The 15,301-nt window shown below is 44.6% G+C and carries 14 protein-coding genes; 4 read left to right on the top strand and 10 right to left on the bottom strand.

Going from position 1 to position 15,301, the window contains the following annotated elements:
• Positions 1-5: 5 nt before the first annotated feature.
• The 4 genes from ED312_RS14765 to ED312_RS14755 all read right to left on the bottom strand — a co-directional run bounded on the left by ED312_RS14765 (position 6) and on the right by ED312_RS14755 (position 2,422).
• The gene (locus tag ED312_RS14765) at positions 6-341 is read right to left on the bottom strand and encodes a DUF4907 domain-containing protein (protein ID WP_170164529.1); all 336 of its coding nucleotides are present in this window, start codon (positions 339-341) and stop codon (positions 6-8) included.
• A gap of 79 nt (positions 342-420) precedes the next feature.
• Positions 421-546 carry a hypothetical protein gene (locus ED312_RS24380; RefSeq protein WP_262707137.1) on the bottom strand — a complete coding sequence of 42 codons (126 nt, stop codon included), beginning with the start codon at positions 544-546 and terminating at the stop codon, positions 421-423.
• Positions 530-1,534, bottom strand: a complete 1,005-nt coding sequence (locus tag ED312_RS14760; protein WP_123216787.1) for a Kelch repeat-containing protein — start codon at positions 1,532-1,534, stop codon at positions 530-532. Before ED312_RS14760 ends, ED312_RS24380 begins: the two co-directional genes overlap by 17 nt.
• Positions 1,535-1,546: 12 nt before the next feature.
• Positions 1,547-2,422: a hypothetical protein gene (locus tag ED312_RS14755; RefSeq protein ID WP_148044307.1), complete on the bottom strand. Its 876-nt coding sequence runs from the start codon at positions 2,420-2,422 to the stop codon at positions 1,547-1,549.
• Between the two features lie 217 nt (positions 2,423-2,639).
• On the opposite strand from ED312_RS14755, the gene ED312_RS14750 reads away from it, so the two are divergent.
• On the top strand, positions 2,640-3,968 hold the full coding sequence (locus tag ED312_RS14750; protein WP_123216785.1) for a DUF4270 family protein: 1,329 nt from the start codon (positions 2,640-2,642) through the stop codon (positions 3,966-3,968).
• On the top strand, positions 3,916-5,262 hold the full coding sequence (locus tag ED312_RS14745; RefSeq protein ID WP_240643114.1) for an OmpP1/FadL family transporter: 1,347 nt from the start codon (positions 3,916-3,918) through the stop codon (positions 5,260-5,262). The genes ED312_RS14750 and ED312_RS14745 overlap by 53 nt, the downstream gene beginning before the upstream one ends.
• Positions 5,263-5,353: 91 nt before the next feature.
• On the opposite strand, the gene ED312_RS14740 is transcribed toward ED312_RS14745, so the two are convergent.
• The 3 genes from ED312_RS14740 to sppA all read right to left on the bottom strand — a co-directional run bounded on the left by ED312_RS14740 (position 5,354) and on the right by sppA (position 10,785).
• Positions 5,354-8,008, bottom strand: a complete 2,655-nt coding sequence (locus ED312_RS14740) for an AsmA family protein (protein ID WP_123216784.1) — start codon at positions 8,006-8,008, stop codon at positions 5,354-5,356.
• A 173-nt stretch (positions 8,009-8,181) separates the two neighbouring features.
• Positions 8,182-8,883: a queuosine precursor transporter gene (locus tag ED312_RS14735; RefSeq protein ID WP_123216783.1), complete on the bottom strand. Its 702-nt coding sequence runs from the start codon at positions 8,881-8,883 to the stop codon at positions 8,182-8,184.
• 138 nt (positions 8,884-9,021) lie between these two features.
• The gene (sppA, locus tag ED312_RS14730; RefSeq protein WP_123216782.1) at positions 9,022-10,785 is read right to left on the bottom strand and encodes a signal peptide peptidase SppA; all 1,764 of its coding nucleotides are present in this window, start codon (positions 10,783-10,785) and stop codon (positions 9,022-9,024) included.
• A gap of 443 nt (positions 10,786-11,228) precedes the next feature.
• Between sppA and folK the strand changes: the two genes are divergently transcribed.
• Entirely contained in the window at positions 11,229-12,362 is a 1,134-nt protein-coding gene (folK, locus tag ED312_RS14725) for a 2-amino-4-hydroxy-6-hydroxymethyldihydropteridine diphosphokinase (RefSeq protein WP_123216781.1), read from the top strand.
• A 277-nt stretch (positions 12,363-12,639) separates the two neighbouring features.
• Here the strand turns inward: folK and ED312_RS14720 are convergent, their stop codons facing one another.
• Positions 12,640-13,023 carry a DUF3037 domain-containing protein gene (locus ED312_RS14720; RefSeq protein ID WP_123216780.1) on the bottom strand — a complete coding sequence of 128 codons (384 nt, stop codon included), beginning with the start codon at positions 13,021-13,023 and terminating at the stop codon, positions 12,640-12,642.
• Positions 13,001-13,792 (bottom strand): HipA family kinase, encoded by a 792-nt coding sequence (locus ED312_RS14715; protein ID WP_123216779.1) that lies wholly within the window; start codon positions 13,790-13,792, stop codon positions 13,001-13,003. The genes ED312_RS14720 and ED312_RS14715 overlap by 23 nt, the downstream gene beginning before the upstream one ends.
• A gap of 193 nt (positions 13,793-13,985) precedes the next feature.
• Between ED312_RS14715 and ED312_RS14710 the strand changes: the two genes are divergently transcribed.
• Positions 13,986-14,726, top strand: coding sequence for a hypothetical protein (locus ED312_RS14710; protein WP_123216778.1), 741 nt, complete (start codon positions 13,986-13,988; stop codon positions 14,724-14,726).
• Between the two features lie 9 nt (positions 14,727-14,735).
• On the opposite strand, the gene ED312_RS14705 is transcribed toward ED312_RS14710, so the two are convergent.
• Positions 14,736-15,299 (bottom strand): pentapeptide repeat-containing protein, encoded by a 564-nt coding sequence (locus ED312_RS14705; RefSeq protein ID WP_123216777.1) that lies wholly within the window; start codon positions 15,297-15,299, stop codon positions 14,736-14,738.
• Positions 15,300-15,301: the final 2 nt, after the last annotated feature.

Below are 15,301 nucleotides of genomic sequence, written 5' to 3'. Positions count from 1 at the left end.
ACCTTTTAATTGGCTAAATCTAAACAATTTATACGTACATGAAGTGCTTTTAACTCTTCCTTAGTAATTGCCGGGATCTCTTTTTTTATTATTTTCTGTCTCACGAGAGAGGCAACGGCCTTCGCATCGTTATAAGTACAAAAAGGAGATGTCTTTTGTATTGATGGTATCATTTCCTGGCGGATAAGTATTTTATCCCCGCTTTTCACCAAATATCCGTATCCGCCCGGAACCTGAACTACTTCTGTTACGATCCTATCTCTTCTTTGCAGGTCAAACAGGTAAACTACTGCAATACCTATGAGCAGTATCCCACCCAGGATTAAAACGCTCTTTCTCATATACATTCTCGTTAAAGTTCCGGACAGACAACAAATATCCCTGATCGGTAATATGTTAATGTTATGTAACTTGCTGATTCTACAGGCCCGTTCCGGCGGCTTTTACCTCCCGGTCATACAGCTGTCCGATAGTAAATCCCCGTTCCCGCTTTTCCTGTAGCCGGACCGGGGAGGGTACCACCACATCACTAATCATCTTCGTCATATTCTTCCCAGGGCAGGAACTCTTTAATATCATCCAGGTAAAGGTTACCGGAACGGCCAAGCCCCACAAATGCCCTTGCCCCGTTAGAAAAAACCACAGGACTTTGCCTGGAAGTACCTTCGTATCCGGTCTTTCGTTCCCAGAGGTCATTGACCGGATCATATTCCCAAATAGAGTTCAGTGTTCCGGAAGCAGTACCACACGCTATATATCCGTAACTGCCTATTGAGAAACCGGCTGCATTGCTCCTTACTATACTGTAATCGTCTTCTTCATCAAGATCGAGCAGTTTGGTCCAGCTTTCGGACTGAGGATCAAAAACCCAAAAGTCTTTGAGATAAACTCCGTTGGAAACCCCTGTTCCCATATATACTTTATCATTTACCGTAAAGCTGGTGGCCCCTCTCCTTTTATCGCCCCCGAAGCCAAACAGTTCGGTCCACGTATCGGCAGACGGATCATATTTCCAGAAATCCTTTCTGTCATTGTCCCCGTCGGTCCCCGTGCCAAAATACCCGTATCCGTTGGCCGCAAATGCCAATGCTTCTCTCCTGGGGTTTTCCGGAAATTCGGCTATGGATGTCCAGGAATTGGCTCCGGTATCGTAGGCATAAAAATCCCCCAGTTCGTTAACACCGTCATAACCGGACCCCACGTAACCTTTTCCGTCAATGGCGAAGCCTACTGCCGCACTTCTGGGCGTTCCCGGAAAATCGGCTTTTTGTATCCAGTAATCCCCATCCATGTCGTATTCCCAGAAATCAACCCGGTAATCATCACCGTCGTAACCGGTCCCGGTATATCCCTTGTTTCCTATGGAAAAATAAGCGGAACTGCTTCGCGGTTTTCCGTCAAAAACAGAACGGATCTGCCAGTTCCCCATGTCTTCCTCATCGTCGCTGGAACAACCTGCCAGGAACACCAGGAAAAAAACCAGAGAGGTACTATACAAGATAAAATCCACATTTTTTTTCTTTGTTCTTCTCATTTGTTATTTGGTTTAAAATTTATATTTGATCCCCAGAGATATATAAAGGGAGGATGCCATATCATAGGTATGGACTTTCGTGTCATCCCGGTAAAGATCCAGCTCGTTATGTATGGAATATCCCAAACCGGCCAGGAGATTCCAGCCCCGATTGAAAAAGTACTCATAATTTATCCTTCCGTTGAAATTCAGGTAACTCAGCTTATATAACAGGCTTTCGGCATCTGCGAAATAGCCTGTAACGGCATTGACCCCGGCATAGAAAGCGTCCAGGTCGAGGACGGGCCTTATCGTATGCTTCGGGTTGATATTCCAAGACAGGTATGTATACGGATAGCCCAGGGCATATTCCCAATGGGTATTGATCTTTCTTTTGTAGTTCAGTACCGGGACAAACCGGAGTTTTCCGAAGGCCGTGGAATATTCACCTCCTATAACGAGGGAAGAAACAGCTTCTCCCGGTTGCTTCCACAACCTGGTAAAATAGCCCCCGTATCCCATGTTGAACCCTTCCCCGGTCCAGTTTCCGTGGAAATCGGATGCTATTTCGGGCTGAACATAAGCAGTAAAAGACCAGGCATCATCCAGGAGATAAGAAACAAACACCTCCGGCCTCAGTGTATATACTTCCGTAAAATGCATGTCCTCCACTGCTGCAGAGGTATAAGTGTAATCCATATCGAATTTGTAGGCATCTGCCACCACTCCGATACGAAAATTTCCCGTAGCGAAGACCTTACTTCCCCCGATCCGGGTTTGGTATACATTCACTCCTTCGTTTGACTTGTTTATACTGTACTCCAATTGGATCATTTCCGGAAATTTCTCCTGTCCCCAAATCCCGGCAATCACCAGAAAGAGACATATAATGGTTACTACTGCTCTCACCAATTTTTTGAACAAATCTACACAGCGCCCTTCCCGGGCAAAAACAGAATAGATGAACTCTTCTTATTTCTATACCAAAAAGGAGGTTTTACAGATCAAATCCGTTGACGTGGTTTGATCGGTAAATAAAGGGGATTGGTATAGGCCGGTCCCGCAATGGTCGATTTTCATTTTTCCCCTATGCCAACCCCGCTATTTTTGCCCAAAATCATTCTATATGCGACACATGCTATTTTTTTGCCTGTCTGTTCTTTTGTGGTCCTGCGGTGATGACAATGCTTATGACACCGACTTTGAAGCAGGCGAAGATTTTACCGACAGTAATATCCGGGTACTGTCTATCGACACTCTTACCGTAGAAATGTCTACCATTAAATTCGACAGCCTGGTAACTTCCGATGCTACCCGTATATTGGTAGGCCAGTACCTCGATACCGTTTTCGGAAAGACCACGGCTTCAAGTTATTTTGAGTTATTGCCCACAAGCTACAGCATAGATAATGAGGCCGTCTATGACAGTATCTCTTTCTTTATGGGATATGATAAATATTATTACAACGACACCCTCCAAACTTCTTCCATACATGTAAAAAGACTGACGGCCCGGGTAAAACCGGTGGAAGGGGATTCCTTTTACAACGAGCAGACCATAGCACACGAAACCGAAAGCCTGGGAGAAATTGCCTTTATTCCCAGACCTTTGGGCGGGACAGATTCCGTAGAAATAAAACTCAATGACGAATTTGGCGAGGAGTTGTTCGAACAAATACAGCAAAAGAACATTACTACCAATGACCAGCTACGGGAATACTTCAAGGGGATTACGCTACAACCCGGGGAAAATGATAATGGGACCGTTCTCGGGTTTAATACCTCATCGGACAAAACTTACCTGAGGATCTACTATTCCACCCACGAAACGGAAGAACCCACGGTACAGTACACAGACTTTACCATTACGACCGAAAACAGTCCCGCAACCTTTTTTAACCGTATCGTCTCCGAAGACGATGGAACACTGTTCAGCCAACTTACCTCCCGCGAAGTGGTGCTACCCAGTTCAGAGGCCGGAGACCGGGTTTTCATACAATCGGGAACAGGCATTACCACAAGGATACGCTTTCCCTCCATCCGCACTCTCTACGACATAGATGGTACGGGAACAGTACTAAATGCATTTCTCAGAATAAAACCCACCAATGCATCTTATGATAAGAACCTCCCGCTGAGAGATACGCTCAACATCTATATTGTAGACCAGAACAACGATATTACGGAACAGCTTACTACTTCCGAATCAACCGCATTACAGGCCATATTGAACCGGGAGAACGAGGAGTTTAACGAACTGTATTTTGAAGTACCGCTGGGCACTTATATAGAACGCCTTATGACAGCCACCCGGGAAGACCGAAGCTCTTTGATCCTTATACCTTCTCAATACAGTTCATCTGTAGACCGTATGGTACTCAACGGGGAAAACAACAGGGATTATGAAGCTACACTGCAAGTATTGTATGCGATTTACGATGAAGATCAGGAATAATTACGGTGCGGTATTCCGCAATTCCGAAGGTCAAAAACCCACTATTCATATGAAGAAGATTATTTTTTTCGCGTGTGTTTTTACATGCTGTTTCCTTGCTGCAAATGCCCAATCCGAAGGCCTGACCGGATCTCCGTACTCGATGTACGGCCTCGGTATAATCAACCAGGCCAATGTGGGAAAATACAATGCCCTGGGTCATGGCGGAATCGCTATGCCGGGGAATTCCGGAATTAATAACCTCAACCCCGCATCCTATGCTTCCATATTTGATAAATCTTTCTTTTTTGATGTGGGGTTCCGGGCAGAATACAATCATTATTCGAATAAAATAAACGACGAGGACAAATGGAGTTTTAATTTTTCGAACCTCGCTTTTGCCTTTTCCCTTTCAAAAAAGTCGGGCATAGGAGTTACCCTTACCCCGTATACCAATGTAGGATATACATTGCTGGGGGTTACCTCGAACATAGAGGGGTCTGACCAGGAATTCGAGAGCACAATCAACGGTTCGGGCGGGCTGAACGATGTCAAGATCAATTATAGCTATTTGCTCTCGGATAAAATACGAATAGGGGTCAATGCTTCTTATCTGTTCGGGAGCATTAAAGAAAACGAATTCTTTTATATAGGAAGCAGTTATTTTGACATGAACGAGACCTCCTTTTATCATGGTGTTCGCCTGGGACTGGGTTTCCAGTACGATATTTTAAAGAATTTCTCTGTGGGAGGTACCGTACAGTTGCCGGTTTCCCTCGATGGCAGCATGGACAGGACCGTGACCAAGACCCTCGACGGGACCAGTGTAACCGTAGAGGATGAAGAAGGTGAAAATATTTCCGACTTCAAATTACCCACGGAATTGGGAGTCGGTATTTACTTCACCCCCTTCAAAGGGTTTTCCGTAAATGCGGATTACAAAAGAAATTTCTGGAGTTCCACCAGCCAGACAGACAATATCGGCCAATATGAAGACCAGGACATTTTCAGTATGGGGGTAGAATACATGAAAAACGCCAGGTCATTGGAATATATAGACAGGGTACAGTTTCGTGGCGGTTTTACCTCGGATAACGGTTACCTGTCCATCAACCACAAAAAAGTAGGTGGTTATGCCATTACGGCGGGACTGGGACTTCCCCTGAACACAAATACCAATTCCATGCTCAACATCTCATATTCTTACGGGCAGAAAGGGCAGTTATCGAACATTCTCATCAAGGAAAACTATCATTTTATCACCCTTAACATCAGCCTGGAAGACCTGTGGTTTATAAAGAGGAAATACGATTAGAAGAGTGCGAAGTTAGAAGCACGAAGTTAAATGAGATGAACAAACATACTTATATCTTCGCACTTCTAGCTTCATGCTTTCCCCTCCCGACTTAATTCGTCGTATCTTTTTTCTTTTTCCCGAACAATCCCTGCAAAACATCTTTCGCAGCTTCTTTAACGGATTCCTGCTTCTTGGCAGCCGTAGTATCGGTTGCCGTGCTGTCCTTGCTTTTTCCTCCCAAAAGATTACCCAACGCATTGCCCACGGCATCCTTGCCCTGACCGACCAGCTTGTCTTTTTGCCTGGCAATGAGCTGTTGTGTCAATGCAGTAACGGCAGATTTCATGTCGGTAGAAACAGACGGACTGGTATAGGTTCCGCCTATGGTTGCCGTAACGGGAACAGTCATTTCCTCTTTTTCCTTTTCATTCAGCTGGGCCAGCAGATTGCTTGCTTCTTTCCCAAGATATTTGGCAGGAACATTAAATGTCGCTTTATAGGCCATTGTTTTGTCAAAACCGTGGCTTCCCGCTACCTCAATGTCTATATCCTGGTATTTTATATGAAAGGGCTTTACGTTGACTTTTCCGTTATCAAAGGACAAATGTGTTTTAATGTCCTTCAGATTTAATTTGTTCACATCCAGAAAACTCAGGTTGCTGGTCAATCCGCTGAGCAATTTCGAATTTCCGGTATCGATTCCCGAAGTCAGCACTTCTGCCAGGGCATCTCCGGAAACGGATGTCAGTACGGGCGTCAGGTCGTCGTTCAAGTTTCCGGAAAGGGACAGGTCCGTATTCAGTTTACCCTCCAAAATACCCGCAATGGGGGTCAGGGCTTTCAGCAGGTCCAGTCCCTGGAAAGATTCGGCGATATCGAAATTGCTGATATCCATCTTCATATTAAAGGTCGGTGTAGCCTCTTTTGTGGACACATCCCCGTTTATGGCCAGTTGCCCGTTGAATACATCGGACCTGAGGTTTTTCAGTGTGGCTTTTTCATCCCGTATGATGAGGGTCCCTTTTACATTTTTTAATTTCAGATTATCATATATTACCGTATTGGCCGATGCATCCACCGTACAATCCAGGAACGAAGGTATCTTGATCTTTTCTTCGGTTTTCGCATCGCTTTTTTCTCCTGTCCCCGGCTTTTCCGATCCGCCTTCCGGTGTTCCTTCGCCTTCTGCTTCGGCCACCATAAAGTCATTAAGCGAAAAAGTATCGGACGACAGGGTAAAATTTCCCTCTATATTCTCCTTATTGAACATAAAGCCCATCAGGTTATTAATGGTACCCGTGGCATTCAGATCGGTCTGTCCGGTTTTTGCCTGAAAAGTATTGAGTTTTACCGTTGCGGGATTAAAGGTTACATTGGCTTTGCTGATACTTACGGGATTGGCCATTTCCGCAGATGCATACGTAAAGCCGGTGAGATCTACCGTTCCCGAATTTCTGGTATTTTCATACTTCTGGTTTTCAATGGAGGCCATATCAAAAGCCGTAGTGATATCCGCTACCAGAATACCGCTCAACTCTTCCTTCATCGGAAAAGGATATGCCCTGGAAAGATTGGCCAGGTTCAGTTTCCCGTCTATCCGGGCATTGACGTGCATATTTTCCGTGACATTGTTCAACCGTGCATTGGCATTAAACACATCCTGGTCTATCCGGAAAGACAGTTTTTGAATGTCCACATAGGTATCTTTGGCAAGTCCCGTTTTATTGACTATTTCCGTAGCCAGTTTTATATCCGAAACCGATTTGGGCAGGTCAGGATATTTGAAGGATGCGTTGTCGGAAGCTATTTTTATATCAAAAGTAGGGATATGTGTATCGTCCACCACACCTTTTACTTTTCCTTTTACCTCAAAATTCCCGGTAGTCTGTACATTATCTATATTGCTGGAATACGCTTCGGGAATAACCGCAAGGAAATTCTTAAAATCGGATGACGGGGTATTGAAGGTCACATCCACCTCCTGGCTATTATCATTGAGTTGCACATAGCCGTCAAACACCAGGGGGAGTTGGTTGAGCAATAAAGTATTGTCCAGGAATGAATAGCGGTTCTTCTCCAGGTCTATACCGATAACCGCATTGAGATCCACCCTGTTTTTACTGACATAGGCCGTGCTGTCCATCACAAAAGAGACCAATGCATTTGTTTTCGTTTTTAGCTCCGATTTGGTCAGGGAAAGGTCCCCGCTACCGGAATGGTTGAATTCGTCCATGACAAACTGCATTTTCCCCTCTTCATCCATGTAAGATATCCGGCTGTCCCTGATAGCGTATTGCTGTACCGAAAAACTGAAATCTTCTCCTTCTGCGGCCCCCTCTTTACTATTATCCGTACTCCCGGTTTCTTTGGCTATGTCATAGTTGGCTTTCCCCTCGCTGTTCACCAGGATATTCACATTAGCCTTGTCTACGGCAAAGCTGCTTATCTGCATTCCGCTTCCCTTGAACAGTTCTCCTATTCCCATTTTTACGGAAACCTCATCGGCATAGAACAGGGTATCCCCTTCAAAAGGGGAAAGGTTGATTACGGATATTTCGTTCAGGGAAACCCGGGCTTTCGGAAAACCCGACAAAAGACTGATATCCATGTCTTTAAAATCGACTTTAGCATTTATGTTCTCATTGATGTTCTCCTTGATAAGTGCTGTTATTTTATCCTTGAACAAAAGCGGGGTTACCGCAAGTAAGAGTATGAGTATCCCGAGAGTGATCCCGGCTATCTTTAATCCCTTTTTAATTTTCATGTGTATATTTTTTATTTGTTTTTCAACGGTCACATGGAACACCCATATTCATGCTTGTTTGTGTTAAAGGAAACTTTATCATGGGTGTTTCATTGCTTTTATTTTTGTTTGAATCAATGCTGCGCCTGTTTTATCTTTTTTCAGGGTTTTTCTTCTATATAAATACGATCTTGTCAGGGCAACTGGATCTCCTCTCCTTTTTCCAGGTCAAACCTGTTACGGATAAGATATACAAAAAAATATAAAAAAGGAGTATCCAGCAAAGCTATTAACATTTTGAACAGGACCCCTCCTATCAGTAAGCCGGTAAACCGCTCCCAGGCAATCACATCAAAAGAACAGAGCAGGAGCAGTACGGTCATGGTATCTATAATCTGGGAAGAGATCGTAGAGCCATTGTTCCGGAGCCACAAATGTCTGCCTTTGGTGTAGTTTTTCCAGAAATGATAAATGTGGATATCCACGTATTGTGCCGCCAGGTAAGCCAGCATAGAGGCCATTACGGCCAGTATGGTACGTCCGAAAACATCCCGGAACAGCTCATCTCCTACAGGGGACCAGTCCGTCGCAGGAGAAGCATCGGAAACGTAGACAATAAGCAGGGAAAACAATGAAGCAAAAATACCCGCGGTGACCACCTGGTTCGCCTTCTTTTTACCGAATATTTCCGAAATGAGGTCGGTGATCAGGAAGGTTACCGGGTAAGGCAGTATCCCGACGGATATCTCAAATATCTTTGCCCCGAAAATGTTTATTTCCCCGAAAGGGTACCAGTAAAAGAATTTTTGAAAGATAAGATTGGAAACTACCAAGGAAGTGATGAACAGTGCTGCGAGATATAAATATAGCTGGTATGCGGCTTTATGTTTTTGCATGCAAATGGTTTTTATTGGAGAAATTCGAAAAAAGGTGCCTGCAACACCGTCAGAACAATTATTCAAAGCCGGAAAACCTATACCCTATGGAAGTTTTCCGGCTTTGCTATAAAACGGTTTTGTTACTTACCTCATATTTTAATGCATAATAAGCTCAAACGGCAACCTGGCCTGCACTCCTTTTTGCCTGGACAGTACTTTTATTTTTTGCAATATCCGGTATGCCTCTTCTCCTATTTCTTCTTTTAAGATTTCTTCTTTACTCCTGGTAATGGAAACACCGATAAACTTATCCATAATATCCTGAATGCTCGTGGTATACACCGGAAAATCCTGCACGGTATATTCTCCGGTTCCCCCGGTTTCTGCGGCATATGCTATGGCGTCTTCCAGTCCTCCTATCTCATCCACAAGGCCTATCTCCAATGCTTCCGCACCGCTCCATACCCTTCCCTGGGCTATGGAATCCACTTCTTCCTCGGTCATTTCCCTGCCATCGGCAACATGATTGATAAAGGTGCTGTAAATATTTTCGATACTCTCTTTGGTCACTTCAGCGTATTTTTCGGACAAAGGCTGAAAAACACTATACCCGAGAGCCTGGTCGTTGGTAACTACATGTTCCGCATGTATTCCCATCCGGTCTGCCAGTTCTTTGAAATTGGGCAGCATTCCGAAAACACCTATTGATCCGGTTATCGTGGTGGGCTCGGCAAATATCTTATCTGCACCCGAGGCAATGTAATATCCTCCCGAGGCAGCGAGGTTCCCCATAGATACAACTACGGGTTTATCCCTTTTGGTAATCTCCACTTCCCTCCAGATGATATCCGAGGCCAATGCACTTCCCCCCGGTGAATTTATACGGAGTACGATGGCTTTTACCTTATCGTCCTCCCTGGCTTTTTTAAGAGCTTTTACGATAATGCCCTGTCCTACATAATCTTTGCCACCTTCACCGTACACAATTTCTCCCTCGGCATAGATCACTGCTATCTTGTCCTTCCCGATCTTTTTAACCTTTTTAGCGGCATATTCGGCATACTCCTTCATATTTATATATTCCAGTTCTTCCCCTTCTTTTATTCCGCCTGCAAGTTTCAGGGAAGATTCATACTCATCAAAATAGGCGATCCGGTCTACCAGTTTCGCATTAAGCGCCATAACCGGTGTCCTTGCCCCCAGCTTATCCGCTATACTGTTAAGAGTATCCAGACCAACCCCTCTGCTACCGGAGATGTCTTCCAGCATGGAATCCCATACGGAAAATAATAATTCGGATATCTGGTGCCTGTTTTCCGGGCTCATTTTATTATCCAGGAAGGGCTCCACGGCGCTTTTGTATTTACCGTGACGGATCACTTCCAGTTTGACCCCCGTTTTTTCCTGCAGGTCCTTAAAGAACAACACTTCGGAAGACAGCCCTTTAAAATCTATATCCCCAACAGGGTTAACGAAAACCGAGTCGGCTACGGAAGCGAGGTAATAATCCTTCTGCGAATAAAAATCCCCGTAAGCATATACGAATTTTCCGGAAGACTTAAAATCGTTCAGCGCATTCCGTATGGCTCTGGCCTGTGCCATACCTGCCGGGAGGTAACTACTGTTTATACTTATCCCCTTGATCTTGGTATCGGTTTTCGCCTGTTCTATCGCTTTCAGCATATGGTTCAACCCGTCATATTGTTCATATTTCATCCCGAAATCGGTAAAATCAAATTTACCGCCGTAATCCTTCAGGGGTTGGTCGATACCTATTTCCAGTACGGATTTATCCGGTACGGTTATTACATTGTCCTGGCTGCCTACAAGGCTTACAAAGATGAGGAACATAAAAAACAATACACCCAGGGCTATAATGCACCCTAAAATGGAGGCTAACAGATTTCTTAAAAATTTCATTGTTCAATTGCGTATTACTTGCGGTAAAAAACTCGTTCGCACCGTATTTATCTACTATGCTCCACAAAGATAATCTTTTCGTTCTATGAATTACGATCGGTATAAACGGATTTACGGTCTGTGACAATATGTAAATTCCGGTCCGTTTCTGTTCCCGTCGGAGTAATCCGCCTCCCGGACCATACGGGACGGGCACTTACCCCATACTTACGGTAAATGGTCTCCCGAAATTTTCAATCCCCATAGATATTTGCAAATCTGCTGTTAAAAGTTCCCGGCGGGCTCCGTCACACCTTCCGTTCCGATTAATGGACTCCCTACCCCACAACTTTTACCTCCATCCATAGCCGGTATTAAAACCCGTTGGTGAACAAAGTCATTTTCCGTTTTTTTTACCCCCTCATTATCTCGTTTATGTTGGTTTCTTTTAGTTATTTTGCATAATGAAACGCGCATATTTATCCATAGGAAGCAATCTCGGGAATAAAATACAACACCTTCAACATGCGGTAACATACCTGGAAAAGGGCAATGAATTGAAAGTAACTGCCTGTTCCGGAGTATACCAGACACCGGCCTGGGGATTTTCCGGTGAAGATTTCCTGAATGCGTGTATTGCCGTGGAAACCTCCATGCAACCGCAGGAACTGCTATTCCACATCCTGGAAACGGAAAAAAAACTGGGAAGGGTCCGCTCGGAGGAAAAAGGATATCAACCCAGGACCATTGATATCGATATCCTGTTTTACGGAGATGAAGTCATCCGGTCCGACCACCTCATGATACCTCATCCGCAGATTCCCAACCGGCGGTTCGTATTACATCCACTCGCGGATATTGCTCCCGGAAAAATACATCCGGAGCTGCAAAAAACCGTGATGCAGTTACTGGAGGAATGCCCGGATAACAGTGAAATCGATATGACTTCACACAACCTGAAACCGGTGGGGAAAAATCCTTTTGCCTCGCTTCATTACCTCGCAATAGAAGGTAACATAGGCTCCGGAAAAACTACCCTGGCCACCAAAATAGCAGAAGATTTTAACGGTAAGCTCATCCTGGAACGCTTTGCGGACAACCCTTTCCTGCCCAAATTCTATGAAGACCGCAACCGCTATGCCTTTCCCCTCGAAATGTCTTTCCTGGCCGACCGCTACCAGCAATTCACAGACGACACCTCACAGCCCGACCTGTTTTCCAACTTTATGGTAAGCGATTACGACATTTTCAAATCACTGATATTTGCCAATGTTACCCTGGCTGAAGATGAGTTCCGTTTGTACCGGAAATTATTCGATCTCATGTACAGGGAAGTGACCAAACCGGACATATATGTTTATCTCTATCAGGACACGGATAAGTTATTGCAGAACATCAAAAAAAGGGGAAGAAAATACGAGCAGAACATTCCGCCGGACTATCTGGAAAAGATAAACAAAGGCTACCTGGATTTCATTAAAACCCATCAGTATCCGAATGTACTCATCCTGGATGTATCGGAACTGGATTTTGTTCAAAACAAGAACGACTACCATTACGTTATCGATAAAATACACAATTTCAAAGACGAAGTGTAGAAATTACAACTTTTTTAACTTTTATTTGCATTTTTTAAAAAGGTTATTTTAAATTAGTACCGGTATTGAAGCTAACTAACTAACTTTTTCATAATCCAACCTCCGGGATTCAAGCAATTGAGTCCCTTTTTTTTATTAGTTTGGGAGTTGGGAGTTTTGGTGTTATGGAGGAGAAGATAATACTTCTTTAAATACAAAAAACCGACTTCCGGCAAAGATCACTCCGAACTACCAACTAAGAAACTCAGAACTAAAAACTACACAACCTTTACTTCCCTTACAGCACCAGTTCTTCAAACAACCGTTGCAGCGTTTCTTCCGGGTCGGAACTAAAACCGGGATGGGGCCTTGAAGTCTGGATAACAGAGCTCCTCATTGCGGTAAGCCACCGGAAACGCGATGCCAGGTCTAACCGGGCGATAGGGCCTCCGTCTTTACTTCCCCTGCTTATCTTATCAAAGGATTCCAGGTTTTCCCTCAGTTGCTCTACAGCCGTTTCACACGCAAAACACTTTAGTTTTTCTTCGTTAATATGGTATAAGGTTTTCAGGAAAGCCTGTTGTTTGCAATAAAGTATAACCCCCACATTAAGGAATTCTTCCCGTTCTACCTTAGGCACCAGCCTTATTACCGCATATTCATACAACAGCATTTCTCGCATTCTTTGCTTCGTTTATAAAAATTCCGGAGTGGGTCAGTCTCGTAGTTAAAAAGCGAAAGTATATTTCGCGTATCTGTTCCGGCGTTTCTTCGGATTGTTCCCACTGCAACCACGTTTCCGGTATAAGGTCCACGATCTCTCTCAGTACTTCACCGGTCAGTATTTCCCGGAACTTCTCATCCACTTCATCCAGCATATCTGCCTGCGGAAGTAATACATGGTCCTTGATGTAAGTAAAAGGCGTCTTTGCCTGTTGTTCCCAATTGTTCCAAGAATGATGAAAATAAAAAGCAGCCCCGTTATCTATAAGCCACACCTCTTTGTGCCAGAGAAGCATATTGGTATTCCGGAAAGTCCTGTCTATATTGGTAATAAAGGCATCGAGCCAGACAATTTTCGACGCCAGTTCCCCATCCACCCGTACAGCTACCGGGTCAAAGTTAATGGCCCCGGATAAAAAATGGATACCAATATTAAGTCCGCGGCTTTCGCGGAGCAGGTCCTGAATCTCTTCATCCCCTTCGGTAAGGCCAAAGGCTTCATCCAACTCCGCATATACTATTTCCGGGACTTTAAGTCCCAGTTTCCGGGCAATTTCACCTCCCAGCATCTCTGCGATCAATGCTTTCACGCCGTGGCCGGCACCGCGGAATTTCACCACGTACTTAAATCCGTCATCGGCCTCGGCAATTGCGGGCAGGGACCCTCCTTCTCTTAGGGGAGTGATATAACGGGTGACTTTTACATCTCTAATTTCCACAGAAGACATTCTTTCCGGTTTTCTCTGACAAAAATAGTGTATTCCCCGAACTTTATCCGGAAAAGAACACCGGGCCCGGGAAATTATATTTTCTGAATAAAATCCGTCCGGTTTACGGAATCCTTTTCAAGGTTCATTTTTTCCCCAAGGACAAAAAATAAAAAAAACGTATCTTTACTAGACATAGCAAATACCTGAAATCATGAAACATATACCTGTCTTACTACTCGTATTTTTTTCCTCCGGGACCTTCTACGCCCAGAAACTGGAGGGGTCGTGGAAGCTGACCCACAAAAACGGAACGGAAATCAATAATGTGGAATACATCCGCATCTACCAGGACGGATATTTTGCCTTCGGGGGCAAAAAAACGGATAACAATGAATTTACGGATACGGGCGGAGGAGAATATTTACTGGAAGAGGATGAATACACGGAAATACCCGATTTTTATACAACCGACCCGGAAAAGATAGGGAAGAAACAAACCTACTCGCTGGCTGCAACCGATAAACAGATCGTCCTGAAGCAGGCAAACGGAGGTACCGAAACATGGACCAGGTTATCCGGCCAAAAAGACGACCTTACCGGTAACTGGGTCATTACCGGAAGGGCTAATACAGAGGGAGAAGTACGAGAGATGACCCCCGGTGACCGGCGGACGATAAAAATATTGAGTGGCGGAAGGTTCCAATGGGTCGCCTTTAATTCCGGGACCAAAGAATTCCACGGTACCGGCGGCGGTACTTATACTGCTGAGGACGGAAAATATACGGAGCAGATCACATTCTTTTCCAGGGATAACAGCAGGGTCGGCGCTTCGCTGGAATTCAACTACGAGGTAAAAGACGGTAAATGGCACCATAGTGGCAAAAGTTCTGCCGGCAAACCTATCTACGAAATATGGTCACGATACGAAGAGGCCTATGTTCCGAAAGAATAAGAAACTGATTTAGTCCAGAATAACGCCGTATTTCTCCAGTAACCTGGCTGCCCCGTCCATAGAAAACCTGGCTTTCCGAAGGCAGTTCCCGTCGGGGTCTATCGAAAAATTGAATGAAGTCCGGAAATCGGCGCCCCCGAGGTTGGTATTTTCAAAAACCGCCCCGCTAAGGTCACAGTTTTCAAAAACGGCATTTTGCAGATCGCATTCACTAAAATCCACCCCTTCCAGTTTGCAGTCTTTAAAATGAATTCCTTTCAACTTCATGCGGTGGAAAGAAGAAAAATCCAGAACAGAATTCCCGAAGCGGAAAGAAAGCAGGATATCGTTGCACTGGTCAAAAGAGACTCCCAGCAGCTTGCAATGTTCAAAAGAGACATCCCGGAAAGCTGTATGCACCGGCTTTACCATACTGAGGTCGCAATGCGAAAAACGGCATTCGAAAAAATCAATCCCGGACAGGTCCGCACGGGAAAAGTTGCAGCGTACAAACGAACAATCCTCATATTCGCCCTTTTCCGGCGGCTCCACGGAAAAATCCGTATTCTCGAAAATTTTATCATAAAAAAGCATGC

This window comes from Sinomicrobium pectinilyticum, from assembly GCF_003725735.1.
Taxonomy (GTDB): domain Bacteria; phylum Bacteroidota; class Bacteroidia; order Flavobacteriales; family Flavobacteriaceae; genus Sinomicrobium; species Sinomicrobium pectinilyticum.
The sequence above is the reverse complement of the archived record's forward strand: the minus strand, read 5'-3'. Positions and strand labels throughout refer to the sequence as shown.

Bases quoted from the DNA above. Each gene is read 5' to 3' on its own strand.
- ED312_RS14745 (WP_240643114.1), top strand. From the start codon at position 3,916: ATGAAGCTACACTGCAAGTATTGTATGCGATTTACGATGAAGATCAGG.
- ED312_RS14735 (WP_123216783.1), bottom strand. From the start codon at position 8,883: ATGCAAAAACATAAAGCCGCATACCAGCTATATTTATATCTCGCAGCA.
- ED312_RS14715 (WP_123216779.1), bottom strand. From the start codon at position 13,792: ATGTCTTCTGTGGAAATTAGAGATGTAAAAGTCACCCGTTATATCACT.
- ED312_RS14765 (WP_170164529.1), bottom strand. From the start codon at position 341: ATGAGAAAGAGCGTTTTAATCCTGGGTGGGATACTGCTCATAGGTATT.
- sppA (WP_123216782.1), bottom strand. From the start codon at position 10,785: ATGAAATTTTTAAGAAATCTGTTAGCCTCCATTTTAGGGTGCATTATA.
- ED312_RS14740 (WP_123216784.1), bottom strand. From the start codon at position 8,008: ATGAAAATTAAAAAGGGATTAAAGATAGCCGGGATCACTCTCGGGATA.
- ED312_RS14710 (WP_123216778.1), top strand. From the start codon at position 13,986: ATGAAACATATACCTGTCTTACTACTCGTATTTTTTTCCTCCGGGACC.
- ED312_RS14720 (WP_123216780.1), bottom strand. From the start codon at position 13,023: ATGCGAGAAATGCTGTTGTATGAATATGCGGTAATAAGGCTGGTGCCT.
- folK (WP_123216781.1), top strand. From the start codon at position 11,229: ATGAAACGCGCATATTTATCCATAGGAAGCAATCTCGGGAATAAAATA.
- ED312_RS14750 (WP_123216785.1), top strand. From the start codon at position 2,640: ATGCGACACATGCTATTTTTTTGCCTGTCTGTTCTTTTGTGGTCCTGC.
- ED312_RS14705 (WP_123216777.1), bottom strand. From the start codon at position 15,299: ATGCTTTTTTATGATAAAATTTTCGAGAATACGGATTTTTCCGTGGAG.
- ED312_RS24380 (WP_262707137.1), bottom strand. From the start codon at position 546: ATGACGAAGATGATTAGTGATGTGGTGGTACCCTCCCCGGTCCGGCTA.
- ED312_RS14760 (WP_123216787.1), bottom strand. From the start codon at position 1,534: ATGAGAAGAACAAAGAAAAAAAATGTGGATTTTATCTTGTATAGTACC.